Origin of the sequence: Plantactinospora sp. WMMC1484, from assembly GCF_049315195.1 — a bacterium.
GTDB lineage: Bacteria > Actinomycetota > Actinomycetes > Mycobacteriales > Micromonosporaceae > Plantactinospora.
Map to the genome: position 1 here is coordinate 6,847,037 of NZ_CP186055.1, position 26,402 is coordinate 6,873,438.

Below are 26,402 nucleotides of genomic sequence, written 5' to 3' on the forward strand. Positions count from 1 at the left end.
GTACGACGAGACATCCGCCCTGGAGTTCGCCGCCGCCGGGGCGCTGCTCTGCCGGCTGGCCGGCGCGGACGGCTTCGCGCGATATCCGGTCCACCGTCCCGGGTACGCGCAGCGGCACGCCGCCGACCTCACCGTGGCCGCGCTCGGTGCGGAGTTGACGGCCACCGCCGAGGACCTGGCCGGTCGGTTCGACGCCCGCAACGGGACGGGCCACCAGTCCGGCCGGATCGCCGGCTGGCTGGCCGAGCGCCGGCCATCCGGTCCGGTGCCGCTGCCGGCGGATTCACCGCCCGCCGACGAGTGGCGGCCGCCCGACGACGAGTTGCCGGGGCGGCCGCCGGGGCGGCCATGACCGGTCAGCGCGACCCTCGCCACCACAGCCGCCTCCGTGGTCGCGGCAGGGCGGTCGTCCTGAGCCGACGGAGGAGGCCGGCCCAGGAGACCAGCACCAGTACGGCGACGAGTGCCTGGGCGAGCGCGGCGTACCGCTCGGGATAGACCACGCCCTCGATGTAGCGGTCGATGAAGCCCTGCCCCACACCGTGTTCGCCGGCCCGGCGCCGCGCCCAGTGCTCCAGGTAGGTGAGCGGGCAGGTCAGTTGGGCGGCGACCACCAGCACGCCCCAGGCCGCCGCACCGGCGTGCAGCCAGATCGTCCTCGGCCAGCGCCAGGCGAGAAACCCGCCGACCACCAGGTAGGCCAGGAACCCGAAGTGCAGCGTCAGGACCAATGTGACCAACAGCCGGTAACCCATCGCCGCCCTCCTGCGGCAAAGGCTACCCAGCCGGGCGGCCGGCGGACCGGGTACGAACACTCAGCCCGCCGGCCGTGCCGGTGCACCGGGAACGACGTTCAGCGCAGCGAGAAGCCGAGCACGTAGTCTCCGGAGCCGCGCCGGGACTCCACGCGGTAGCGGTAGAAACCGGCCGTACCGGCGTACGAGATCCGTTCGTCGGCGGTCGGGCCGGCGGCCACGGCCACGGTCCGCCAGGCGCCCCGGCTCCACTTCTGGAGTACCAGGTCGAAGTTGGCCCTGGCCGGACCGTCCAGACAGCCGGTGTGCCGGCCGTGCCCGGCCCGGAAGTAGCGGCCGGCGGGCTGCACCTGGCGCCGGCCCGCCCCGAGGGTGGCGGTCTTCAGCGCCTTGTGCCCGGCGCACTCCGAACCCGGTGGCGGGCCCGGCGGCTCGGTCGCGGCGGGCGGCGGTTCGGTCGCGGCGGGCGGCGGTTCGGTCGCGGCGGGCGGCGGTTCGGTCGCGGCGGGCGGCGGTTCGGTCGCGGCGGGCGGCTCGGTCGGCGCCGGCGGCTCGGTGGCGGCCGGCGGTTCGGACGGCGGCGCCGGCGGGCCCTCGGTGGTGACCAGGGTCAGGTCGTTGACCTCGAGGATCTCGGTCAGCGGCTGGAAGAAGGTGGTGCCGCCCACGGTGCAGTCGCCGGAGCCGCCCGAGGTAACCCCCTGAGCCTGGTCGCCGGACATCCAGGAGCCGCCGGAGTCGCCCGGCTCGGCGCAGACGTTCGTCCGGGTCAGCCCGGTGACCGTGCCCTCCGGGTAGACGACCGTGGCGTTCAGCGCCTCGATCACGCCGCAGCGTGCCCCGGTGGTGGAGCCGAAGCGGCAGACCGAGCTGCCGACCGGCGCCTCCTGCCCACCGGCGACGCTCACCGTGCCGCCGGCGAAGTCGTTGACCACCGGCTGCGGGACGAAGTCGTCGTTGGTCTCCACCACGCCCCAGTCGTCGCCCGGGAAGGAGGAGGCCGCCACGACACCCTGGGCGACCCCGTCCGGGCTGCTGGTGGTGGCTCCCGGCGCTCCACAGTGGCCGGCGGTGACGAAGCCACCGACCACGGAGAAGCCGATCGAGCAGCGGGCCCGCCCGTCGATCAGGTACGGGTCGCCGCCGCGTACGTCGATCAGCGGCACCGGGGCCTCCGCCGAGGCGACCACCTCGACCGCGCCCTCCGGTGCGCCACTGGCCCGCACGAACTGCCGGACGGCGGTTTCGGTGCCGGGCTGGGCGCGTACCACGACGCGGTTGTTCGACACGTCGACGTACCAGCCGGCAACGTCCGGGGTGGCCTCGTCGGCGATCCGGTCGAGACCGGCCTTGACGGTGTCGAGTTGCCGGGCGTTGCGGGTGACCAGCTTCGGTTCGGCGCCGGCGCCGCGGACCCGCTCGGCGTCCGCCTCGTCGGTCACCGCCACCATCAGCCGGTTGCCGTCGGCGGCGAGCCAGGTGCCCGCGTACCCGGAGCCGAGTTCGGCGCGCAGTCGCTGACTGGTCCCCCGGGCCCACCGCTCCCGGTCCAGCCGGGCGCGCGCCTGCGCCTCGGTCAGCGACAGGTCCCGGCGCAGCGCGTCGACGACCTGTTGGGACGGCCCGGCCGACCCCGGCTCCGGCCGCGGCGGATCATCCTCGGCGAGCGCCGGCAGGGTGACCGCCGCCAGACCGGCGACGGTCGCCACGGACACGCCGATCGCGATTCCCCGCCGCTGTGCCGTGCTCCGCCGACCGGCAGCCGTACTCCGCCGGCTCCGCGTCGCGCGTCCGCGATCCATCGATCGCCTCCTTCACCATCGGGCAGCCCGCGGGAAGGTACGGCCGACGGGCACCCGACGATGAACGGATCAACAATGGACAATCTCACAGCCGAACGGTTGAACCGACAGCGCCCCGCACCCGTAGAAGGAAGGGCCCCTTCTTATCGCTTTCTGTTGTAGCGGGGGCCCTTCCTAACAGCCTGGGTTCGGGGTGTCAGACCTCGACGACGGTGGGAACGATCATCGGGCGCCGTCGGTAGGCGTCGTTCACCCAGCGCCCGACCGTGCGGCGGACGATCTGCTGCAACTGGTGCGGGTCGGTGATCCCCTCGGTGGCGGCCCGGCCGAGCGCCTCGGTGATCAGCGGAATCACCGGGCTGAACGCCTCCGGGTCGTCGGAGAAGCCCTTGGCGGAGACGGTGGGGCCGCCGACCACCTTCCCGGTCACCGAGTCGACCACCACGGTCGCCGAGATGAAGCCGCCGTCGCCCAGGATGCGCCGCTCGGTGAGGAGCGACTCGCCGACGTCGCCGACGGCGAGGCCGTCGACGTAGACGTACCGGCTCCGGAGGTGGCCGACCACCCGGGCATGCCCCTCCACCAGGTCCACGACGTCGCCGTCCTCGCAGAGCACCACCCGGTCGGTCGCGACGCCGGACTCGATGCCGAGCCGGGCGTGCGCCCGCAGGTGGCGCCACTCGCCGTGCACCGGCATCAGGTTGCTCGGCCGCACGACGTTGAGGAGATAGAGCAGCTCGCCGGCCGGGGCGTGCCCGGAGACGTGCACCTTGGCCACGTCCTTGTGGATGACGGTCGCGCCGGCCCGGGACAGCTGGTTGATCACCCGGTAGACCGATGTCTCGTTGCCCGGCACCAGCGAGCTGGCCAACACCACCGTGTCGCCCGGGGCGACCGTGATGTGCCGGTGATCGCCGGTCGCCATCCGGCCCAGCGCGCTCATCGGCTCGCCCTGCGAGCCGGTCGACATCAGCACGATCTGGTCCGGCGGCAGCATGGTCGCCTCGTCGAGCCCGACGACCAGGCCGGGCTCGATCCGGAGCAGCCCGAGGTCGCGGGCGATCCCCATGTTGCGCACCATCGACCGGCCGATGAAGGTCACCTTCCGGCCGTGTTCCGCGGCGGAGTCCAGCACCTGCTGCACCCGGTGCACGTGCGAGGCGAACGAGGCGACGATGATCCGGCCGCGCGCCTTCGCGAAGATCGAGTCGAGCACTGGCCCGATCTCGCGCTCCGGGGTGACGAAGCCGGGGATCTCCGCGTTGGTCGAGTCGGAGAGGAGCAGGTCGACGCCTTCGGCGCCGAGCCGGGCGAAGCCCGCCAGGTCGGTGATGCGGCCGTCCAGCGGGAGCTGGTCCATCTTGAAGTCGCCGGTGTGCAGTACCAGGCCGGCCGGGGTCCGGAGCGCCACCGCGAGCGCGTCCGGGATCGAGTGGTTGACCGCGAAAAACTCGCACTCGAACGGGCCCAGCCGCTCCCGGCCGCCCTCCCGCACGGTCAGCGTGTAGGGCTCGATCCGCCGCTCGGCAAGCTTCGCCTCGACCAGGGCGAGGGTGAACTGCGAGCCGACGAGCGGAATATCCGGTTTGTGCGCCAGCAGGTAGGGCACGGCGCCGATGTGGTCCTCGTGCCCGTGCGTGAGCACGATCGCCTGCACGTCGGCGAGCCGGTCCAGGATCGCCGTGAAGTCCGGCAGGATCAGGTCGACACCGGGCTGCTCGACGTCGGGGAAGAGCACCCCGCAGTCGACGACCAGCAGCTTGCCGTCGTATTCGAAGACGGTCATGTTCCGCCCGATGGCACCGAGCCCGCCCAGCGGCATGATCCGGAGCCCGCCCTCGGGCAGCTCCGGCGGCAGTTCCAGCTCCACTCCCGGCTGGCTCATACCGCCGCCCCGCTTCGCTCCCGTCCGATGACGCTGATCCCGATCATTACAACTCCGGTCCTGATCACGGCAGCTCCAGACCTGCTGCGGCGCAGTCCGCGCGCAACTGGGTGATCTCGTCTGCGGTGGCGTCGACCAGCGGCGGGCGTACCGGCCCGGCGGGCAGGCCCCGGGCGGCCAGAGCCGCCTTGACCAAGATGGTGCCCTGGGTACGGAAGATCCCGGTGAAGAGCGGCAGCAGCCGCCGGTGCAGGGCCAGCGCCTCGCCGGCAGCTCCCCGCTCGTACGCCTCGATCATCTGCTTGGTCAACGCCCCGGTCAGGTGCGTCGAGGTGCCCACCAGGCCGACCGCACCGACCGCGAGTGCGGGAAGCGTCAACGCGTCCTCGCCGGAGTAGTAGGCCAGCTCTGTCCGGCCGGTCACCGACGAGCTGGCGACCAGGTCGCCCTTGGCATCCTTGACCGCGACGATCCGTTCGTGCTCGGCGAGGCGCAGCATGGTTTCGGTGGCGATCGGCACGCCGCTGCGGTGCGGGATGTCGTAGAGCATCACCGGCAGGGCGGTGGCGTCCGCTACCGCCGTGAAGTGCCTGATCAGGCCGGCCTGGGGTGGCTTGTTGTAGTACGGCGTGACCACCAGCAGCCCGTGCGCCCCGGCCTTCTCGGCGGCACCGGCGAGCTCGATGGTGTGCCGGGTGTCGTTGGTGCCGACCCCGGCGACCACCTTGGCCCGGTCGCCGACTGCCTCCACGACCGCGCGGACCAGCCGCTCCTTCTCCGCGTCGGTGGTGGTCGGCGACTCGCCGGTGGTGCCGTTCACCACCAGCGCGTCGTTGCCCTGCTCCTCCACCAGGTGAGCCGCGAGCCGCGCCGCGCCGTCGAGATCGAGCGAGCCGTCCGCGGCGAACGGGGTCACCATCGCGGTGAGCAGGCGCCCGAACGGGCGGGGTGCCGCCCGGTCGGCGTTGGCAGGGTGGTGGGTCATGCGAACAACCTATCGGACTGCCGCCGCCCGGCCGGCGGGGAAGGGTTCAGGACAACTGGGCGTACGGGCTGGTGGCGATCTCGCTGCCGTCCGGCAGCGTACTGATGGTGAAGTCGCCGAAGACGTTGGGTGCGACCCGCTGGAGCTGCCGCAGGCACTCGACGGCCAGCTCGCGGATCTCCACGTCGGCGCCCTCGGTGGCCCGCATCGCCACGAAGTGCCGCCAGGCGCGGTAGTTGCCGGTGACCACGATCCGGGTCTCGGTGGCGTTCGGTAGCACCGCCCGGGCGGCCTGCCTGGCCTGCTTTCGGCGCAGTGTCGGATTCTCGACGTCGGCGAAGCGCTGCTCCAGCCCCTCCAGCAGGTCGTTGTAGGCCCGCAGACTCGCCTCGCCCGCCGCCACGAACCGCTTGTGCAGCTCCGGATCCTCGGCGATCACCGCGGGCTCCACCATCGCGGCCTCGCGCTCCGGCACGTACCGCTGGGAGAGCTGTGAGTAGGAGAAGTGCCGGTGCCGCACGAGCTCGTGGGTGAACGAGCGCGACACGCCGGTGAAGTAGAAGGTCACCGAGCCGTGCTCCAGCACGGAGAGATGTTGGCTCTCCAGAATGTGCGCGAGATATCCCGCGTTGGTCGCGGTGGCCGGGTTGGGCTTGCGCCACGACTGGTAGCAGGCCCGGCCGGCGAACTCGGCCAGCGCCTGGCCTCCGTCGGCGTCGGTCGACCACGGCACGTCCTCCGGTGGCTCGAAGTGCGTCCACGCGATGACCTTGACCTGGGGGACCACCATCTCCGGCATTCCTGGGACTCTAGTCGTCCCCGAGGCCGTCCCGGCCACCCCCTGCCGGCGTCGATTCTCCCCTGGCATCCGGCCCCGCCGGCCGACCGGCTCGGCGGGGCGTCCTGGCCCGTCCGGCGTGATCCCCCCACGGAGGGATAAACCAGACAGAACTGGCGGTCGAGTCCCCGTGGGATCACCACGGTCGTCACCGGTGACCCGGCCAGCGCACGGCGGCCCGGCGGCGGTGCCGAGGGCGGGACCGGAACCCGGGTTGGAGCTGGGACTGGGGCCGAGGCGGGGAGTCGGCCCTGGCGAGGGCTCGGGTCCGGGCCCGGGCGTTCGTCGTTGCCGCTGCCGCAGCCGCAGCCACAGCCGCTGCCGCAGCCGCAGCAACGATCAGCAACCCGGCTCCCCACAGTCGGGCACGATGAGGCATTCTGTCATCGACCTTCCACGATCAGTATCTTCGGAGGGTGGTCCTCCGCCCCGACCTGGGCTTGCCGACCGGCCGGCGCGAAGGACCACGGCCCGCCCGCCAGCCGGTCGGGCCGGCGAGGAGCCGCAGCTACTCTCGCCGGCCCGTCGACTGTCGGAAAAGAGCACCGCCGCCCTACCCCGCGTTTCCGACAGGCTCCCCGCTGTCGCAGACGCCTCCTCCCGGCAAGGACGACCGACATGCCCCCCGGACCACCCGGCATCGACGACGACACGATCCGCGCTCGCTGCGCCAGCGCCGAGGCAGCCGCGTACACGCTGTACGTCCGGCACCTCGTCGCCGGTCCGGAACTGGCCGGCGGACAGGCGGAAGTCCTGCGTACGGCCGCTGCCCGGGCGATCCTGCCGACCGGCTACACCCGGCAGACCCTCTCCGAGCACCTCTCCGGCCGCTACCGGCACGGACCGCCATGGCGCACCACCGAGATGGTCATCCGCTGCCTGCCGGAGCATGCCCCACGGGACCGGATCCGGGCCGAGGCAGCCGCCCTCTACCAGGCCGCCACCCGGCACGCCGCCCAACCGGCATCCGGTCCGACCCGCCCCGACAGATCCGCTCCGGACAAGCCTCCCGCTCCGGACAGACTCGCCGCTCCGGACAGACTCGCCGCCTCGGACGGGCTCGCCGCTTCCGACAAGCTGCCCGGTCCAGACCGGCTCGCCGATCCGGCGGGGTTCGCCGGTTCGGACGGCTTCACCGGGCCGGCCGGGCCCGTCGGTCCGGACAGGACGGTGCGCGGTCGTAACGCGTCCGCACCCGCGCGGCACCGCGCACCCGTACGGGGGCGTGCTCCGAACACCGCACCGGTCGGTGACGCCCGCCCCGACGCCAACCAGCCCGCCGGGCAGTACGCGCGCGGCAGCGGTTCGGGAAAGGTGTGGCCCGGCCGCGACATCGCGATCGACATCGCGGACCTGCGCGCCGACTGCGCCCGCCTGACGGTGCAGATACTGCTGATCCAGGCGCCCGGCACCCATCCGGACCGGGCCGCCGAGCTGTCGGCCGCGCTGCAGGGGCGGCAACGCAGTCCGCTCGGGCAGCTCTCCCGGCACGTCGATCCGGCCGCACCGCTGCCGCACCGGGCACTGGCCCAGTATCTCTGCACATACGCGGAGCTCGGTCGGACCACCATCACCGAGCTGGCCGTCCGGGCCGGGCTGACCGCAGCGGCCGTTGCGGAGATCCTCACCGCCCGACGGACGCCCACCGACGCCGAACTGCACGCCCTGGGCGCGGTCCTCGGGGTGGACGGCGTCGTGCTGCGGCAGCTTTCCGCGCACGCCCGCGGCCCGCGGCCCGGCGCGGCGGAGCAGCGTCGGTAACCATCGGAAGCACCCGGGTCGGCGCCGGTCGCCGCGCGGTCAGGCGACCATCTCAATCTATGGACGTCTATGTTGCCGCTGTCCCCGGTGGTGTGCTTCGGTCTATCTGGAGCGTACCGGTATGACCGGTATCCAGGGAGGCACACCATGAATACACGTAGGAGGCTTACGCGGGGAGTAGCCAGTCTCGCCCTGGTGCTCGCGTTCGGCGTACCGGCACCGCCGGCGGCCTCGGCCGCGACCGGCGGGCCGGCGGACCGCACCGACCGTCCAGCAGCGACCGGCCTGCCCGCAGCGACCGGGCAGCACACACCGGTGGAGCCGGCCTCGGCCGATCCGCCGGCCGGCGCCGGCACCCGGACCGTCAGCCTGATCACCGGTGACCGGGTCACCGTCACCGCCGATCTCAAGGCGAGCGTCGAGGCCGGACCCGGCCGGACCGGGATGGGCTTCCTCACCCGCCGCGTCGGCGACCGGCTGCACGTGATCCCGACCGACGCCCTCGCCCTGCTCCGCAGCGGACGGCTGGACGAACGGCTCTTCGACGTCACCGCCCTGCTGGAGTTCGGCTACGACCGCCGCGGTGACCTGCCGCTGCTGGTCACGTACGCCGGTGCCGACGCCCGGGACGAGGGAGAGCGGGTGATGGTCGGCGCGGGCGCCCGACTGGTCCGCGACCTGCCCACGGTCGCCGGCCAGGCGATCGCGGTGGACCGGGCCGGACTGCCCGACTTCTGGGCCGACCTGACCGGGGCGGAGCCGACCCGGCCCGGCATGGCCGCGCCGCTGCGCACCGTCTGGCTCGACGGCCTGCGCCATCCCGCCCTCGCCGAGAGCGTCCCGCAGGTCGGCGCGCCGACCGCCTGGGCCGCCGGGTTCGACGGCACCGGAGTCACCGTGGCGGTGCTGGACACCGGCATCGACGAGACCCACCCCGACCTCGCCGGACAGGTGACCGGGCAGCACAACTTCACCGACGACGTCGAGGACGACCGGGACGTCGTCGGGCACGGTACCCACGTCGCGTCCACGGTGGCCGGCACCGGCGCGGCCCGGTTCACCGGCGTCGCCCCCGGCGCCCGGCTGCTCGACGGCAAGGTCTGCGCGGCCGGCGGCTGCGCCGAGTCGGCGATCATCGCCGGCATGGCGTGGGCGGCCGAGTCCGGCGCGCGGGTGGTCAACATGAGCCTGACCGGAATGGACGCCCCGGGGGTGGACCCGGTGGAGCAGGCCGTCGCGGAGCTGACCGAGGCGCACGGGACGCTCTTCGTGGTTGCCGCCGGCAACGTCCCCGGCGCGAGTACCGTCGGTTCGCCGGCCACCGCCGACGCCGCGCTCGCGGTCGGCGCGGTCAGCAAGTCCGACCAGCTCGCCGGCTTCTCGAGCCAGGGTCCCCGACTCGGCGACGGTGCCATCAAGCCCGATCTGACCGCACCCGGCCTGGACATCGTCGCCGCCCGCAGCATCGACTCCGGGACGGACGTACCGGCGGGCGGCGGCATCAGCATGTCCGGCACCTCGATGGCCGCCCCGCACGTCGCCGGGGCCGCCGCCATCCTGGCACAGCGGCGACCGGAGCTGCCGGCGGCCAACCTGAAGGCCGCGCTGATGGCCGCTGCCCGGCCCGACCCCGAACTCGGCGTCTTCGCGCAGGGCGCCGGGCGGCTGGACGTGGCCAGGGCGGTCGACCAGGAGGTCAGCGCCGACCCGCCGAGCCTCAGCTTCGGCCGGCAGTCCTGGCCGCACGAGGACGACACACCGGTCCGGCGCACGGTCAGCTACCAGAACGTGGGCAGCGAGCCGGTGACGCTGCGCCTCGGCGTACGGGCGGCGGCGCCGGACGGTGTGGCCGTACCGGCCGGGATGTTCACGGTCGAACCGAGCAGCGTCACCGTGCCGGCGGGCGGCTCCGCCGAGGTGACCGTCACCGCCGACACGGCCGGCACCGCCGGCCCGGTGGGGCAGCTCACCGGCCAGCTCACCGCGAGCGTCGTCGGCGGTGGGGCAGGAGTGCCCATCCCGCTAGCGATCGAGCGCGAGGTGGAGAGCTACGACGTCACCGTCTCGCACCTGGGTCACTCCGGCGAGCCGACCAACGGCCACCTGAGCATGCTCGGCGGGCTGGACGTCCGTCACTCGATCTCGGTGCCGGGAACCCCCGACGGCACGGCCACCCTCCGGGTGCCGAAGGGGCGCTACTCGATCCTCACCGCGATCACCAGCCCGGGCGCCGACGGCAGCTATCCGACCAGCGTGCTCGCCCAGCCGGAGCTGGTGGTCGACGGTGACCGGAGCGTGGTTCTCGATGCCCGGCTCGGCCGGCCGCTCACGGTGAGCGTGCCGGCCGGTGGCGCCCGGCAGGTCTTCGCCGAGCTGGCGACCAGCGTGCTGGCCGCCGGGCGCACCGTCGAGGTGGGCACCCTCGGCGCCACCTTCGGGAAGCTGCGGATCGGCCGGGTCGGGCCGGACGTCGCGGCCGAGGGGTTCGTCTCGCGGACCACCGCCACCTTCGCCCCGGCCGACGCGGCGGACCACTCGTACGCGTACCTGCTCTGTTGGATCGGCGAAGGGCGGATGACCAGCGGCTTCACCCGACAGGTGACCGCCGCCGAGCTGGCGACCGTGCGGGCCGACCACGGGCACGAGTCCTCCGGCAGCAGCGGCCGGAAGCTGGGCTGGGCGGTGCTGCCGGAGTCGGTGATGGGCGGCTTCGCGCATGCGATGACGTTCCCTCTGCCGTCGACCAGGATCGAGTACTACAACACCGACGGTCGGGCCCGGTGGTTCCGGTCGGTGGACGAGACGACCGGGACCGGGGCGGAGCAGGCGTACCTGACGAGTCTGGTGGCGCCGCCGATGGCGTACCGGGCCGGGCAGTCGTACCAGGAGCAGTGGAGCCGAGGGGTCTTCGGGCCGACGGTGGCGGCGCCGCCGTACGAGCACCAGTGGGTGACCCGGCTCGGCGACACCCTCACCGTGCAGGCCCCGCTCTACGGCGACGGCGTCGGCCGGGCCGGTTTCTCGTCGATCGCCACCGGCCGGATAACCCTGGAGCGCGACGGCAAGGTGCTGGCCGACCTCGACGGGGTGAACGGGACGGTGGAGCTGCCGCCGGAGGCCGGCGACTACCGGCTGACCATGACGGCGGAACGCGGCGGGCCGGCGACGCTCTCCACCCGGGTCGGGGTGACCTGGACCTTCCGCTCCGGACACGTGGACGGGGAGACGCCGGTCCGGCTGCCGATCTCGACAGTGCGCTTCTCGCCCCGGGTCGACAACGACAACAGCACCCCGGCCGGGCAGACCGGCACCGTCCCGGTGGCCGTCACCGCGCAGCCGGATTCGGGAGCCGGCGCCAACGAGACGCTGACGGTCGAGGTGTCGTACGACGACGGGGTCAGCTGGGCTCCGGCGGAGGTGACGGCGGGGCAGGCGGTGCTGCGGCACCCGGCCGAGCCGGGATACGTCTCGCTGCGGGCGAGCGCCACCGACACCACCGGGAACACGGTGACGCAGACGGTGATCCGGGCGTACAAGATCGGTTGACGTCGGCCGGGGTTTTCGACAGGTTTCCGGGCTCGGCCCGCCGCGCATCCGGCGGGCCGAGCCCGGTGGAGGTTCATCCGAAGGCCCTGACGCTGCTCCAGTCCCCCTCCAGCACGACCTTCACCGGGCCACCGGTGTCGGTGGTCGAAGCGTGGTAGACATTGATCCGCCCGTCGGCTCCGGACCGGGTCCAGAGGTCGGGCACCCGGTCTCCGTTGACGTCAGGGATGCCGATGACCATGCTGACGTTCGCCTCGGTCCAGCTGTTCCCGTACTGGACGTCGCCCTGGCGCGAGGCGGCGGCGGTCTTCAGCGAGTTCAGGTCCACACTGCCCGCCGTCGGACCGGGCCGTCCATGGCGGACGAACATCCGGCCGGTGTCCAGTTCGCGCCAGAGCAGGTCCGGAGTGCCGTCCAGGTCCACGTCCGCCACGTTGACGATCTGCCGACGGGCCCACGCGGTGCCTTCCATCAGCGTCGCCTCCTGAAAGCTCGCCCCCGTGTAGCCGGTCAGTGCCCAGAACTGGGTGCCCGCCCGCAGGACCAGCTCCGGGCGACCGTCGCCGGTCAGGTCACCGACCGCCTTGATCTGGGTCCAGGTCGACGGCGCGGGGCTGTTTCCCGGCAGCAGGACCCGCAGCCGGCGGTCGGTGTTGAAGCTGCCGTACCCGTCGCCCGGGTAGAGCCAGAAGCCGTCGTCCGGGGTGCGGACGAAGAGGTCGGTGGCGCCGTCACCGGGGTAGGTGTCGGAATGCTTGGTGATCAGGGCGGCCCTGCCGGTGGCCGGGTCGTACCAGTGACCGGGCGGGTTCAGCGTCCGATCGTCCGCGTACGAGGCGGCGAGCCACCAGTTCATCTCGCCGTCCACGTCACCGGCGTAGGTACGCAGGTTGCCCGTCGAGTCCACCAGGAGCAGATCGGGGATTCCGTCGCCCCCGGTGTCGCCGGGTCCGTCGGCGATGTCCCTGGGCGGTACGTAGAACAGGTACTCCTTGCGGTCGCTCCGGTTACCGATCGCGTCGTACGCGTAGACGTGCAGGTTGTTGGGGCCGGCGTGCCGGGGCTTCAGCGCGGGCACGGTGGCGGCACCCGCGGTGGCCGGCACCTCCGTGCTGCCGACGCCGTCGAAGGAGTAGCTGAATTTCCTCGCGTCGGTGGCGCTGAAGGTGATGGCTCCGGTCTCGCCGAACCTGACCGTCGCCCAGGTCGCGCCGTCCGGAGTGGCCTCCCGGAAAACGTCGCTGCTGATCTCCGGGATCGAGGGCGCGGTGGCGTCGACGGTGATCCGGCAGGGCGCGTCGCCGGGCGGGAAGTACGACGAGACCGCGCCCGCCGCGTCCTCGGCACGTACGTCCCAGGAGTAGGAGGCCGCGTGCTCGAGGGTGGTGGAGGGGATCGTCACACTGCCCCGGCCGCTGCTGAGGCTGGTGACCAGGGTGCCCGCCGGCACCGCGCTGCCGTCCTTCCAGAAACGGAAGCGCAGCCCACTCAGGTTGTTGTCGGGATCGCTGCCGGTTGCCGCGAGTACCAGGTTGGTCCGGCCGACGGTGGCCCCGGCGCCAGGGCCGGGGACACAGGCGCCACCGGGCGAGGTGGTGCCGCTGGTCGGCTCCCTTGGCGGCCTGTTGTAGTCGACGGTCAGCTCGGCGGTGCCGACGCGGAACTTGCGCCAGGTGTCGGTGTCGGACTCGTTGGTGGCCCGCATGCCGAGCGTGATGCTCGACCAGCCGTTGGCGGTGGCCTGCCCGGCCGCGTTCGAGACGTTGAAGCTGACATAGTCGCCGGCGCAACTGCTGTTGTAGCCGTGTGCGAAGGTCCTCCGTTGCTGTTCCCTGGTCCAGCTCGGTTGCCTGCTCCACGTCGTCCCGGAGGAGATGGCACCGGTGAGCCAGAGCTGCAACTCCCGGGCGGTACAGCTGAAGGAGTAGTGGTTGAGGACCTTGAAGGTGGCCGAGCTGACCGCAGCGCCCCGGAGGCTGCTGCTGAAGCCCATCCGCCAGAAGGAGCGGGTCCGCAGCGGCGTCCGTTCCTCGTAGCCCACCCGGATCTCCGTCGTTCCGGAGTTGAAGTTGGTGCCGTTGTAGGTGTTGGTGTTGGGGTGCTGGGCGTAGACCGTGGCCCAGGCCTGGGTGCCGCTGATCAGGGTCGGGTCGAGAAAGATGGGGAACCGGACATCTGCGTCGGTGAGCAGACCGGTGGCAGCCACGTCGAGGTGCAGGCGGCCGGTGCCGGTGCCGGTGCCGTCGAGCCGGGTAGGCATCGCGGCCTGGTGGGCGCCGGGTTCGTTGCCGCTGAGCCCGGAGAGGCGCAGCACGTCTGCGGAGGTCGCCACCGAGGTGCGGGTAGATGCCTCCGGGGATCCGGGGTCCCGACCGGCGGAGTCCCAGGCGAAAGGTGCGGGAATCGAGCCGATCTCGTGGCCGCCGCTGGTCGGATCGAGGACCCGGACGCCGCCGGTGGTCGGGTCGTGACGGAAGACCGCCGTCGCCGAGCGCAGGCCGTAGGTCACGGAGCGGACCGCATCGATCGTGGCGGTGGCGCGGTTCTTGACGATCAGAAGTTGGCCGAAGCCACCCTCGTCCCGAGCCACCATCAGCAGGTCCACCCCGGGAAGGACCTCGGGATAGAGGGCGCGCGGGCCGTCGAGGACCGGTTTGGGCAGCACGCCGGGCCAGGTGTAGGCGACGGTGTGCCCGTCGAGCTCCACTTCGGCAAGTACGGATTCGGTGGGCGTACCTCCGGTGGTGGCGCCGCCTCCGGAGAAGCGGACCGGAACGGGCGGGTTCTTGGGGCGTACATCGAGGCCGCCAGGGCTGTCTCCGGTGCGCGCCAGTGTGATGTCGATCGGGGACCACTGTCCCGTGGCGTTCCTGGCCCGCTGCGGGATGGCGTGGATCCTGGTGCGGAACAGGCCGCTCGGAAGTGCCCAGGTTAGTGCGGTGGCGCTGGTGGCCGTCTCTACGAGCACCTCCTTGCCGGTGCGGAGGGCCTCGGCCATCGCGGCCGGCTCGTCCCGGGGTGCGATCGGCGCCGGCACGACCGGGGCCGCCATCGTGCGGGGCTCGTCACCCGCCAGCCACCACGGCAGCGGCGCGGCTATGAGTGCCAGCACGAGGCAGAGGCTGAGGATCAGCCTGGTACGTGTGCGCACGAAGGGTCTGAGCAGGCTGGGCGCGATCACGGCGGGTCTACTCCCGTTGGGGCCAGCGGACAGGGACGACACGGCCCGGCAGCCCGGTCTTGGTGGCCGCCGGCAGAACGCGGGCACACGATCGCACGGCTCCGGGGCACCTCGTCCATCCCGTAACCGTTATCAATACGTTACGTCATCCGATACATGACACAGAGTTACGTCAGAATTGATCTTAAATATTTCATTCCGCCGAGCGGAATGCGGAACACATGACGGTTCACCGCCTCCGCGGCAGTTGAGCGTTTCCGTACCGTCCGATGGCAGAGATACGGTGGCGAAGATCACTTCTGTTTCCTTCCAATTACGCCTCGTTACCTTGAGCGGCTGACCCTGCCGGCGCAGAGTGCTCACGCACGTGCCGCGCCCGGCGCGTGCCTTCGCGGTTTTCCGCGCCCTTTCGTCCGCACGCCTGGGTGGGAGTCGACACGTATGCGTGGTACCGGTTTGCTGTCCCGACGGTGGCAGGGCCGACGAGTCCCGGTTGGTCGCCGACGGGTCCCGGTTGGTCAAGGTCCCCGCTGGCGGCGTCGCGCCCGTACGGCGTTGGTGCTGGCCCTCTCCACGACCCTGGTCGCGACGGGCCTGCCCGCGACGGCGTGGGCGGTGCCCGGCCCCGGCATGGGCCGCGAGGACATCCAGGTCGATCTGCCCGACCTTCCGACCGCCGAGCGGGTCGGCCAGGACGAGAACGCCGAGACGAACCTGACCACCGCCGATCTGGTGCCGGTGGACCCATACCAGCCCCAGGCCGTCACGCCCTGGCAGCAGGACAGCGGCGTCGTGGACCTGACCGGCGTCGAGCCGGGCGGCAGCAGACCGGTTGACGACCTGCCCGTCGCCCTCGGTGTCCCGGAGGACGGCGATCCGGCCGCTCTCGCCGGCACCTGGACCGTCGACCTCGCCGCTCCCGAGGCGTCGCAGGCCGCCGCCGTGTCGGGGCTGATCATGAAGATAACGCCACCTGCCACCGCCGATCCGGCGGCCGAGGTCGCGCTCAGCGTGGACTACACACCCTTCGCCGACCTCTACGGCCCGCAGGCCGCCGACCGGTTCGGTGTGGTGCTGCTGCCCGACTGCGTCTACGACGCCCCGGACAGCGGTGACTGCGCCACCGTCGCCGACGCGGGGACGACCGGAACCGTCCCCGCCGTCCCGGCCACCGCCCGAGCCGTGCCCAGTGAGGTGAAGCTGGTCCCTGGTGCCGGGGCGCCGGCCAGGGGCACCGCGGCCGCGGGCGATCCGCCGCGCCGGGTCGTCACCGGCCGGGTACCGGTCGACCCGCTGCTCGCCGCCGCACCCGCACCATCCGCGGGCGCCGGGCCCGCCGCCGGTGCCGCCGACGCCCGCGCCGCCGACGCCGGGTCGAGCGTCATCGGCGTACTGGACACCGGGTCGTCGGCCGCCGGCGACTACACCGCCACACCGCTGCTCTCCGCGGGTTCCTGGGCCGCGGGCGCCTCCTCCGGCGCGTTCACCTACTCCTACCAGGTGCAGGTGCCGGAGACCGCCGGCGGGCTCATGCCGAAGGTGTCCCTGGGATACTCCTCGCAGTCCGTGGACGGCCGTACCTCCGCCACCAACAACCAGGCGTCCTGGATCGGGGACGGCTGGGACTACAACGCGGGGGCGATCACCCGCAGCTACGCCACCTGCCGGCAGGACTCGACGAAGCCGGGCGCGAACAACTCCGAACACCGCACCGCCGACCTGTGCTGGGGTTCCGACAACGCCACCCTCTCCCTCGGCGGCATGACCACGGAGCTGGTCTGGGACCGCGACCAGAATGCCTGGCACACCGCGAACGGCGACGGCTCCAGGGTCGAGCTGCTGCGGGACACGGGTCTCGCCAACGGCGACGCCGACGGCGAGTACTGGATCGTCACCACCCGGGACGGCACCCGCTACCACTTCGGCCGCCACCGCCTGCCCGGCTGGTCGGATCACGGCAGCGGTGAGGACGACCCGGTCACCAACTCCGTCCTCACCGTGCCGGTCTACGGCAACCATCCCGGGGAGGCGTGCTACCAGGCCGGCAACTGGGCCGGCTCCGGCTGCACCCAGGCGTGGCGGTGGAGCCTCGACTACGTCGAGGACATCCACGGCAACGCGATGTCCCTCTGGTGGGCCAGGGAGACCAACTACTACGCCCGGAACTTCAACTTCAAGGACCCGGTCGCCTATCACCGCGGCGGACACCTCACCCGGATCGACTACGGACAGCGGCGGGAGACCCTCTTCAGCAGTCCCGCGCCGGCCCGGGTCGACTTCACGGTGGCCGAGCGCTGCTTTGCCGAGGGCTCCGTCACCTGCACCGACGCCAACTTCAACAGCACGGATCCCAGCAGGTTCCGGATCTGGTACGACACCCCGGCGGACCTGCGCTGTGCCGCCGACCAGAAGTGCTGGAACGCCGGCCCGTCCTTCTTCTCCCGGAAACGACTGGACAAGATCACCACGTCGGCGCAGCGACGCAGCGACACCCAGGCCCGGCAGGTGGTGGACGAATACCAGCTCCGGCAATCTTTCCCGATCCTGCGGACCGGCCCCAACACCGCTCTCTGGCTGGAATCGATCACCCGGACCGGTTACGCCCGCAACGGCGCCAGCGACGCGAAGATCGCCCTCAACCCGGTGCGGTTCGAGCCGAACACCGAGGACATGCCGAACCGCGTCCGGCGCGACGACCGCCCGGGCTTCTCCCGGCTGCGGATGGGTCGGGTCATCAACGAGTACGGCGGCGAGACGGTCGTCACCTACAAGGCGCCCGTCGGCGCCTGCGCCACCGGCACGGGCCTGCCCGGCAAGGGTGACACCGCCGCGTTGAAGGCCAACAGCCGGCTCTGTTACCCGGCGTTCTGGCACCCGGACCCGAGGGTGGAGGAGATCGACTGGTTCCACAAGTACGTCATCGACTCCGTCGAGGAACTCCCCAACGTGGACGGTGCGTTCAGCACCGTCACCCGGTACGCCTACCAGAACCCGAGATGGCGACTCGCCGAGCAGGAGTTCACCAAGAAGTCCACCCGCACCTACTCGCAGTTCGCCGGCTTCGCGCAGACCACCGTCGTCAGCGGAACGGACGACCCGGACATCGGCGGCAGGCAGACCAAGTCCGTCACCCGCTACTTCCAGGGCCTCGGCGACACGGTGTCGGTACGCGACATCGCCGGTGTCGAGATCGCCAAGGACCGGGAGCCCTTCGCCGGCCGGATCGCCGAGGAACTCACCTACGCCAGCGCCGACGACGGGGACACGGAGTGGCTCACCCGCAGCGTCACCACCCCGGAGGCCCGCCAGCTCGCCAGCCGTACCCGGGACGACGGACTCGACCCGCTGCGCGCCTGGCGGGTGACCGAGCCGCGCCAGACCACCTACACGAAGTCCTCCGGCAGCGGTGACGACGACCGTACCGAGCGGGTCGTCGAGACCAGGACCACCTACGAGCCGACGCACGGCCTGCCCACGCACATCGAGTCCCTCGGCGACACCGGCCGGACCGGCGACGAGTCCTGCGTCTTCGTGGAATATCTGCACCGCCTCGACAGACACCTGGTCGGCCTCACCAAGCAGGCGCGTACCAGCCCCACCACCTGCGGCAGCGCCAGCTTCGACAACCTGACGACGCTGAGCGCCGCCAGCCGTGTCGGTTACGACGGCCAGGCGTACGACGTCGGCCTCGGCGGCTCCGCTCGCGGGCTCGCCACCCAGACCTGGTCGCTGAAGGGCGACGGTTCCGGCTTCCAGTCCGACGGCACCACCGGCTTCGACGCGATCGGTCGGGTGGTCTCCCGCACCGACCCGGACGGCAGGACGTCGCGGATCACCTACACCCCGGCGGCCGGTCAGGCGTTCAGCGTCACCGAGGAGAACTCGCTCGGGCACCGGCAGATTCAGGAACTGGATCCGGGCCGGGCCGTCACGGTCAGGACCACCGACCCGAACGACCGGACCAGCGAGGCGAGATACGACCCGCTGGGCCGCCTCGTCGAGGCGTGGGGGCCGGGACGCACCCCGAACGCGGCAGCGGTGCCCGACTTCCGGGCCGAGTACGCCGTCCCGGTCGGCAAGCCGGCGTACGTCACCACCTTCACCCGGGGACACGACAACCAGATCCAGAGCGCGGTCACCCTCTACGACGGCCTGGGCCGGGAACGGCAGACCCAGGAGCAGGCGGTCGGCGGCGGCCGGCTGATCACCGACACGCTGTACAACGGCTCCGGTGAGGTGTGGCAGAGCAACAACGCCTACCTCGCCGACGGATCGCCGATCGGCCAGTTGTTCACCCCGCTCGCCGACACGGCGATACCGAACGCCACCCGCTACACCTACGACGGCCTCGGCCGGGTGACGGAAGAGCTGCCGGTCCTGCGTGGCGTCGAGACGCCGGCACGGGCCACCAGCTACACCTACGGGGCGGACCACTCCACAGTGGTCAACCCGAACGGAGCGGCCTCCTACCGGCTCTACACCGACGCACTGGGCCGGACCAGCCGGGTGGACACCTTCACCAACGCCGCACGGACCGAGTTCACGTCGATGCGCTATCGGTACGACGCGCGCGGCCAACTGGTCAGGGCGGAACACTCGGCCGACCCGGACCACCCGTGGACCTGGAGCTACGACCAGCGCGGCCGGCTGGTGACCGCGACCGACCCGGACGCCGGCACCAGCCGGTTCACCTACGACCATCGCGACCGGCAACTGACCGTCACCAACGCCCGTGAGGTCACGGTCTGGAACGGCTACGACGAACTGTCCCGCCCGATCCGGCAGCGGCTCGGCGACGGCAACGGACCGCTGCTTGCCGAATACGGCTACGACACGGCCCCGGGCGGCAAGGGTCTGCCCGCGAGCGCCACCCGCTACACCGACGGTCTGCCGTACACGCAGACGGTCGGCGGCTACACCACCGACTACCAGCCGACGTCGACCACTCTCACGCTGCCGCAGTCCATCGCCGACACGTGGGGGTTGCGGACCTCCTACACCTACGACTACACGTACACCGACACCGGGCTGCCGGAGTCGATGACGCTGCCCGCCGTGAGCAGCCTCCCCGCCGAGAAGGTCCTGGTCCGCTACACCAGGGACGGCCTGCCGCTGTCGGTCTCCGGCCGGGACTGGTACGGGGCCGAGACGGTCTACTCGCCGTACGGTCAGATGTTGCGGTCCACCCTCGGGGCGCAGCCGTACCGGGTCTGGACCACGGCCTCCTACGACGACGCCAGCGGGGCCCTGACCGACCAGCGGATCTACCGGGAGCAGACCCAGGACCAAGCCCTCGTCGGCGGCAACCTCGTCTCGCACCGCTCCTTCGGCTACGACGCGGCGGGCAACGTGACCTCGATCCGCGAGCGGTCGACCGGCATCGAGGAACGGCAGTGCTTCCGGTACGACGCACGCGGTCAGTTGACCACCGCCTGGACGGCCGCGGACCAGGAATCCTGCACCGCCGACCCGTCCGGCGGCAGCGGCACCGTGAGCCGCGGACGGGACGGTTCCGGTTACTGGCAGGAGTACGAGTACGACCTGCTCGGTAACCGGACCAGGCTGGTGGAGCGGGACCTCACCGGTGACCAGGCGAAGGATGCCGTCACCCGGTACGGATACGGCAGGGCCGACGGCGGCCAGCCGCGCACCGTGACCGAGGTGACCAGGGAATACGTCACGCCGGAGGGCGCCGAGGTCACCGCCGTGGCGGAACGGCTCTACGAGCTGACCGGGGAGACCAGGTCCGTCACGTCGCTGCAGAGCGGCGACCACCAGGCGCTGTCCTGGACGCACGACGGGAAGATCGAGCGGATCACCGGGCAGGGTGGTCCGGGCAGGACCGCGTACGTCGGTCTCGCGGACAAGTGCATCGACCTCAGCGCCGGCCTCACCGAGCCGGGCCGACCGATCCAGTTGTACGGGTGCAACGGCACACCGGCGCAGAAGTGGAGCTTCACCCCGGTCCCGAACCAGTCCGACCCCAACCTGGGCACCATGTCGATGTACGCGGAGTGGTGCCTGCAACCGGCCGCGAACACCGCCGGGTCGGCGTTCGGGATCCAGAAGTGCGATGGCGGGACCGGACAGCGGCTGGCACGCACCGGCGCCGGCCAGCTCCGGCACACCGCCTCCGGGTTGTGCCTCGCCGTCAGGGATGCCGCCACCGCCAACGGCACCCCGATCGTGTTGGCGGCCTGCAACAGCAGCGCCGCCGCACAGCGCTGGGAGGCGCAGGACGAGACCCGGTATGTCTACGGCCCGGACGGGGCGCGGCTGCTGACGGTCCAGGGTCGGCAGGCGACCCTGCACCTCGCCGACTCGCAGTTGACCGTCGGACGCGGCGGGGTGCTGATCAACGCTCAGCGTTCGTACGCCGTTCCCGGCGGGTCGGTGGTGCGGTACGCGACCGCGACCGCGAGCGCCGGGTCGACGCTCGTCGCCGTGCCGACCGATCATCAGGGCACCCCGTATGCGGAGATCGGGTTGCAGGGGACGATGCCGACCCGGGTTCGCAAGCAGGACCCGTTCGGCAACCTGCGCGGTCCGGCCCCGCTCAACACCAACCTGCAGAACAATGCCGGCTTCCTGGGCGCGGTGCGGGACGACGCGTCGGGCTACGTGCCGTTGGGGGCGCGGTGGTACGACCCGGTGGTGGGGCGGTTCCTGTCCGCGGATCCGGTGCTGGACCTGACGGACCCCGCACAGGCGAACGGGTACGCGTACGCGCACAACAACCCGGTGACGTTGTCGGACCCGACGGGGCTGTCGGTGTCGTTGACGCCGTCGGAGCTGTCGGCGGCCCTGGCCGGTGCCGGACTGTCGGCGGCGCAGGTCGCGCAGGCGCAGGCCGACATGAACCGCTCGCTGGTCTCGGTGATCCTCGGCGCGGCGTGGTACGCCTTGAAGGACTTCATCGGCATCAACGACGCGATCAACTGCTTCGGCGGCGACCTGTGGGCCTGCGGCAGTCTGATCATCGGGGCCATCCCGTGGGGGAAGGTCGCCAAGATCCCGTCGGTACTCAAGGCCATCGACCGGACGATATCGGCCATCCAGGCGTGGCGGGCGGCGAAACGGGCCGCCGAGGCGGTGCTGGCGGCGGCTCGGGCGGCCGAGCAGGCGGCGCTGAACGCAAAGAGGCTGGCGATCGAACGGGCGAAGAGAGCCGCCCAGGCCGCGAAGAAGAAACCAGCCGACAAGGTCAACCCGACGAGCAACGCCGCGGCGAACAACACGAAGAAAACCGGCAACCCAGCCCAGAAGGACGCCCAGGCCAAGGCGAACCCGAAGGGCTCCTCCGCCGGCTCCGGAGGCTCCCGGAAGTCCGGCGGCGGGAGCGGCGCGAAGTCCGGTGGATCCTCCAGCGGCTCGGCCCGCAGCAGCGGCGGCAGCAGCGGCGGAGGCGGTGCCGGCAAGGCCGACGGTGGCTCGTGCTCGCCCAGCAACAGCTTCGTACCCGGCACCCGGGTACTCATGGCCGACGGGTCGACAACGCCGATCGAGGAGGTACGCCCGGGTGACAGGGTCATGGCCACCGACCCGGAAACCGGCGAGACGCGGGCCGAGACCGTCACCGCAGCCATCAAGGGCAACGGCGTCAAACACCTGGTGAAGATCACCATCCACGCCGACGGCACGGACGGCCCGGACACCGCCGAGGTCACCGGCACGGACGGCCACCCGTTCTGGGTACCGGACCTCGACACATGGATCGACGCCACCGACCTGCGACCCGGCCAATGGCTCCGCACCAGCGCCGGCACCTACGTCCAGATCACCGCAGTCGAACGCTGGACCGTCCAGCAGGCCACCGTCCACAACCTCACAGTCGCCAACACCCACACGTTCTAAGGCGTGTTTCGTAAGTCGGGCTGGCGGCGTCAAGGTCACGGCGTGGCGGTGATCGACAACTGAAGAGGTCTCCGGTATCTGGTTCTGCGACCAAGCAAGAACTTCGTACCGGAGACCTCGTGCCCAGCGTAGCGGTGACGAGGCGGCATGACCTGACCGACAGGCAGTGGGCTGTTCTGGCCCCGCTGCTGCCTGCCGCACCGAGAACGGGTCGGCCGCCGAAGTGGGAGAAACGGCAGCTCATCGACGGGATCCGGTGGCGGATCCGGATCGGCGCCCCATGGCGGGACGTCCCGGCCGAGTACGCGCCCTGGCCCACCGTCTACGGCCTGTTCCGCCGCTGGCAGCGCGACGGGACCTGGGACAGGATCCTGGCCGCGTTGCAGGCCGCCGGCGACGCGGCCGGCCGGATCGCCTGGACGGTGAGCGTGGACTCGATGACCAGCCGCGCCCACCAACACGCCGCTGGCGCCCGCACCGACGGCCACCTGCAGAAAGAGTCGCCCGGTGGCGTGCACGACGAACCAGCCGACCACGCCCTCGGACGGTCACGCGGCGGGCTGACCACCAAGACCCACCTGGCCTGCGAACAGGGACAGAAGGTCCTGTCGATGATCGTGACCGCCGGGCACCGTGGCGACAGCCCGCAGTTCATCCCCGTCCTGCGCCGCATCCGCGTGACCCGACTCGGGGTCGGCCGACCCCGCACCCGTCCCGACCTGGTCCTGGCCGACAAGGCCTACACCAGCCGAGGCAACCGCGCCCACCTACGCTCACGCGGGATCAAGGCCTGCATCCCCAGCAAGACCGACCAGGACGCCCACCGCAAAGCCAAAGGCTCCAAGGGCGGCCGCCCGCCCACGTTCGACAAGGACCTCTACCGGCTACGCCACGCCGTCGAAAACGGCATCAACCGGCTCAAACGCCACCGCGGCGTCGCCACCCGCTACGACAAGCTGGCAGTCCGCTTCCAAGCCGTCCTGACCATCACCATCATCACCGAGTGGCTCTGACCGGCTTATGAAACACGCCTTAGTTGGTGCCACGCGCGAAAGGCCAGAGTCACGCAAGCGGTCGGCTCTTTGATTTCCAAACGTTCGATTGATCGGTAGTTGTGGAGCATCGGCGGACCACTGGCCCTGGCTCACATTCGGTGGTGACGGAGCGCGAAGCCGTACCTGTCGGCTGACTCTGTGCCATGCGAGAGTGCTTGTGGATCTCTGCCAGCTGCGCGCCGCTGACCGATGCGAGCGTCTGGGCACGCCGCGCGACCGGTCGGCGGTGTCCCACTCGGGATCGGCGGCTGGGACGTGCTGTCTTCAAGCGATCCACCAGTGGGCGGCCCAACGCCGGGCCGTGCTCGACAAGTAGGTCGATGGCCTCGGCGACGACTATAGAGTTGGCGGCTTCCATACAAGCGGTGTCTGCGACGGAGGACCGGATGGCCGAAAACGTGACCTTCGACGGAGTCGCCCCGGTGGTGCCGGTGCGCGACCTGGACGCCGCGCTCGACCGCTACCGGCGACTCGGCTTCACCATTCGGCCCTACTCCGGCACCGAGCGGTACGGCTTCGTGCAGCGCGATTCCGTATCCCTGCACCTCACCGAGTGGGCCGAGCACGACCCCGCCCGGACAGCCGCCGCCGTCTACCTCTATGTCTCCGACGCCGACGCCCTGCACACCATCTGGGCGAAGTCAGGAGTCGAGGGGCGGCTCGGCGAGGTCCACGACACCCCATACGGCCTGCGCGAGTTCGCCTTCGTCGACCCCGACGGCACGCTGCACCGCGTCGGCTCCCCCGGCCCGACCCGTCAGACGTAGAACGCGTCGAAGGGTGCCCAGGGCAGGTTACGCAGCACCGAGAAGGCCCCCCAGGCGGCGAGGAAGATCCCGATCGCCCTCGGAGTGATCTCCAACTGCGGGAGCCGCCAGCCGAAGAGCTGCCGACCGGCCCAGGCGACGTAGAGATAGATCAGGAACGGCACCGCGAAGACGAAGAGCAGGTGATGCCGGGCGGCCGCCGGCAGGTCGCCGTGCAGCAGGTACCAGAACGCGCGGGTACCGCCGCAGCCGGGACAGTCGAGCCCGGTGGTCAGCTTGAGAAAGCAGGTGGGGGCCGCGTCGGGCGCGCTGCGGGTCGGATCGGTGATGAGAGTGAAGCCGACCGCACCGGCGACGCAGCCGAGCGCCGCCACCGGGGCGAGCCAGCGGGGTGCCCGCGCCTGGAACCGGTTGACCCACCGGGTGAGCCGGTCGGGCTCGGCGTAGTGGTACGCCGGCGCCGGATATCCCGTCGGCGGATGGCCACCCGCCTGGCCACCGTCCCCGGCCGACCAGCCACCGGCAGCACCGTCCGCCGCCCACTCCCCCGCCGCCGGACCAGGCCCGCCGGGCCGGTTCTCGTCAACGCTCGTCATCCCGCCCGTCCCGTCGCCGGTCGTCCCTCACCGATCACACCCATCCGCCACCGCCCGGCCACAACGCACCGGAGCCGGGGCAGCGCCACCGCATCCGCCGCACCACCCGGTCAGCACGGCGCGACGCCGGCCGCCTCGTCTCACCGTACCGCGAGGGTGCCGGCGAGGGCGGCGGCGAGCGGCCCGGCGAGGTCTCCGCCGACCGGCGGGGCCACCGCGCCCAGGCCCAGCCAGCCGGCCAGCCGGCGCAGCTCGGCGGCGAGCGCCCCGGCCGTCTCGACCGGGTCGGTGCCGGGCTCGGCCCAGGCCGCCGGGACCAACAGCACCCCGGCCTTACGGTCCGCCTTCAGGTCGACCCGGGCGACGAACCGGTCACCGAGCAGGAACGGCAGCACGTAGTAGCCGTACACCCGCTGCGGGGCCGGCACGTAGATCTCGATCCGGTAACTGAAGCCGAAGAGCCGCTCGGTGCGGGATCGTTCCCAGATCAGCGGGTCGAAGGGGCTGACCAGGGTGCTGGCCCGGATCCACCGGGGCAGCCGGGCGTCCCGGTGCAGGTAGGCCGACAGTCGCCAGCCCTGCACCGTGACCGGCCGCAGCTCGCCCGCCCCGACCAGCTCGGCGATCGCCGTCCGGGCGCCGGCCACCGGCAGCCGGAAGTAGTCCCGCAGCTCGGGCTCGGCCGCCACCCCGAGCGCGCGGGCCGCGACCCCGACCAGCCGGCGGTACGCCTCCGCCGGCTCCGGCGTCGGTGCGGCCAGCACGTCGGCCGGCAGCACCCGCTCCGGTACGTCGTAGACCCGGGCGAAGGAGCTGTTCCGGGCGGCGGCGGTCAGCTCGCCGGCCCAGAAGAGAAACTCGCAGGCCCGCTTCACCGCCGACCAGTTCCAACCCCAGTTGCCGGTCTCGCGCGGGGCGTCGTGCTCGATCTCGGCGGCGGTCAGCGGCCCGCTGGCGCGTACCTCGTCGAGAACCCGGGCGACCAGCGCCGGCTGCTCGACGGCGATCCGGCGCATCCCGCCCCAGGCGTCGGTGTGCGCGGCCGCCATCCGCCAGCGCAGCGCCGGCTGGAGGTCGACCCGGACCAGCGAGGCCTCGTGCCCCCAGTATTCGAAAACGTCCCGGGGGCGCCGGTAGGCGGCCCGGTCGAGCAGGTCGGTCGGATAGGGGCCGAGCCGGCTGTAGAGCGGCAGGTAGTGGGCGCGTTGCAGGACGTTCACCGAGTCCATCTGGAGCAGGCCGAGCCGGTCCAGCACCCGGCGCAGGTGGCGACGGTTGGGCACCGCCCCGGGCGTGGGGTCGGCGAAACCCTGGGCGGCCAGCGCGATCCGCCGGGCCTGGGACAGCGACAACGATTCAGGTACGACCATCGCCCCG

General features: G+C 71.9%; 13 protein-coding genes and 1 pseudogene. 6 read left to right on the forward strand and 8 right to left on the reverse strand.

Annotated features, from left to right (window positions below; all coding sequences use genetic code 11):
- Positions 1-154 precede the first annotated feature (154 nt).
- Positions 155-352, forward strand: coding sequence for a hypothetical protein (locus ACN28C_RS29445; protein ID WP_422770757.1), 198 nt, complete (start codon positions 155-157; stop codon positions 350-352).
- Between the two features lie 4 nt (positions 353-356).
- Here ACN28C_RS29445 and ACN28C_RS29450 read toward each other — a convergent pair whose 3' ends face one another.
- From ACN28C_RS29450 to thyX, 5 genes are all read right to left on the reverse strand, one after another.
- Complete coding sequence (locus tag ACN28C_RS29450) at positions 357-755, reverse strand: DUF2784 domain-containing protein (RefSeq protein ID WP_422770758.1); 399 nt, start codon at positions 753-755, stop codon at positions 357-359.
- A 98-nt stretch (positions 756-853) separates the two neighbouring features.
- Positions 854-2,557, reverse strand: coding sequence for a S1 family peptidase (locus ACN28C_RS29455; protein WP_422770759.1), 1,704 nt, complete (start codon positions 2,555-2,557; stop codon positions 854-856).
- A 196-nt stretch (positions 2,558-2,753) separates the two neighbouring features.
- On the reverse strand, positions 2,754-4,442 hold the full coding sequence (locus ACN28C_RS29460; RefSeq protein WP_422770760.1) for a ribonuclease J: 1,689 nt from the start codon (positions 4,440-4,442) through the stop codon (positions 2,754-2,756).
- Positions 4,443-4,506: 64 nt separating this feature from the next.
- Positions 4,507-5,427 carry a 4-hydroxy-tetrahydrodipicolinate synthase gene (gene dapA / locus ACN28C_RS29465; RefSeq protein WP_422770761.1) on the reverse strand — a complete coding sequence of 307 codons (921 nt, stop codon included), beginning with the start codon at positions 5,425-5,427 and terminating at the stop codon, positions 4,507-4,509.
- A gap of 46 nt (positions 5,428-5,473) precedes the next feature.
- Positions 5,474-6,217: an FAD-dependent thymidylate synthase gene (gene thyX / locus ACN28C_RS29470; protein ID WP_422774853.1), complete on the reverse strand. Its 744-nt coding sequence runs from the start codon at positions 6,215-6,217 to the stop codon at positions 5,474-5,476.
- Positions 6,218-6,883: 666 nt separating this feature from the next.
- Between thyX and ACN28C_RS29475 the strand changes: the two genes are divergently transcribed.
- Entirely contained in the window at positions 6,884-8,026 is a 1,143-nt protein-coding gene (locus ACN28C_RS29475; RefSeq protein ID WP_422770762.1) for a hypothetical protein, read from the forward strand.
- 147 nt (positions 8,027-8,173) lie between these two features.
- Positions 8,174-11,572 (forward strand): S8 family serine peptidase, encoded by a 3,399-nt coding sequence (locus tag ACN28C_RS29480; protein WP_422770763.1) that lies wholly within the window; start codon positions 8,174-8,176, stop codon positions 11,570-11,572.
- A gap of 73 nt (positions 11,573-11,645) precedes the next feature.
- Here the strand turns inward: ACN28C_RS29480 and ACN28C_RS29485 are convergent, their stop codons facing one another.
- On the reverse strand, positions 11,646-14,753 hold the full coding sequence (locus ACN28C_RS29485; RefSeq protein WP_422770764.1) for a DNRLRE domain-containing protein: 3,108 nt from the start codon (positions 14,751-14,753) through the stop codon (positions 11,646-11,648).
- Positions 14,754-15,194: 441 nt separating this feature from the next.
- Between ACN28C_RS29485 and ACN28C_RS29490 the strand changes: the two are divergent.
- From ACN28C_RS29490 to ACN28C_RS29500, 3 genes and pseudogenes are all read left to right on the forward strand, one after another.
- Positions 15,195-22,604: pseudogene (locus tag ACN28C_RS29490) on the forward strand (ricin-type beta-trefoil lectin domain protein); the annotation flags it as partial.
- Positions 22,605-22,741: 137 nt separating this feature from the next.
- Positions 22,742-23,620: an IS5 family transposase gene (locus ACN28C_RS29495; RefSeq protein WP_422768979.1), complete on the forward strand. Its 879-nt coding sequence runs from the start codon at positions 22,742-22,744 to the stop codon at positions 23,618-23,620.
- A 428-nt stretch (positions 23,621-24,048) separates the two neighbouring features.
- A complete protein-coding gene (locus tag ACN28C_RS29500; protein ID WP_422770765.1) occupies positions 24,049-24,429 on the forward strand; it encodes a bleomycin resistance protein in 381 nt (126 codons plus the stop codon).
- Here ACN28C_RS29500 and ACN28C_RS29505 read toward each other — a convergent pair.
- The gene (locus tag ACN28C_RS29505; protein WP_422770766.1) at positions 24,420-25,025 is read right to left on the reverse strand and encodes a DUF2752 domain-containing protein; all 606 of its coding nucleotides are present in this window, start codon (positions 25,023-25,025) and stop codon (positions 24,420-24,422) included. The two genes, ACN28C_RS29500 and ACN28C_RS29505, sit on opposite strands and share 10 nt — an antisense overlap.
- 140 nt (positions 25,026-25,165) lie before the next feature.
- Positions 25,166-26,395 carry a winged helix-turn-helix domain-containing protein gene (locus ACN28C_RS29510; RefSeq protein WP_422770767.1) on the reverse strand — a complete coding sequence of 410 codons (1,230 nt, stop codon included), beginning with the start codon at positions 26,393-26,395 and terminating at the stop codon, positions 25,166-25,168.
- Between the last annotated feature and the right edge of the window lie 7 nt (positions 26,396-26,402).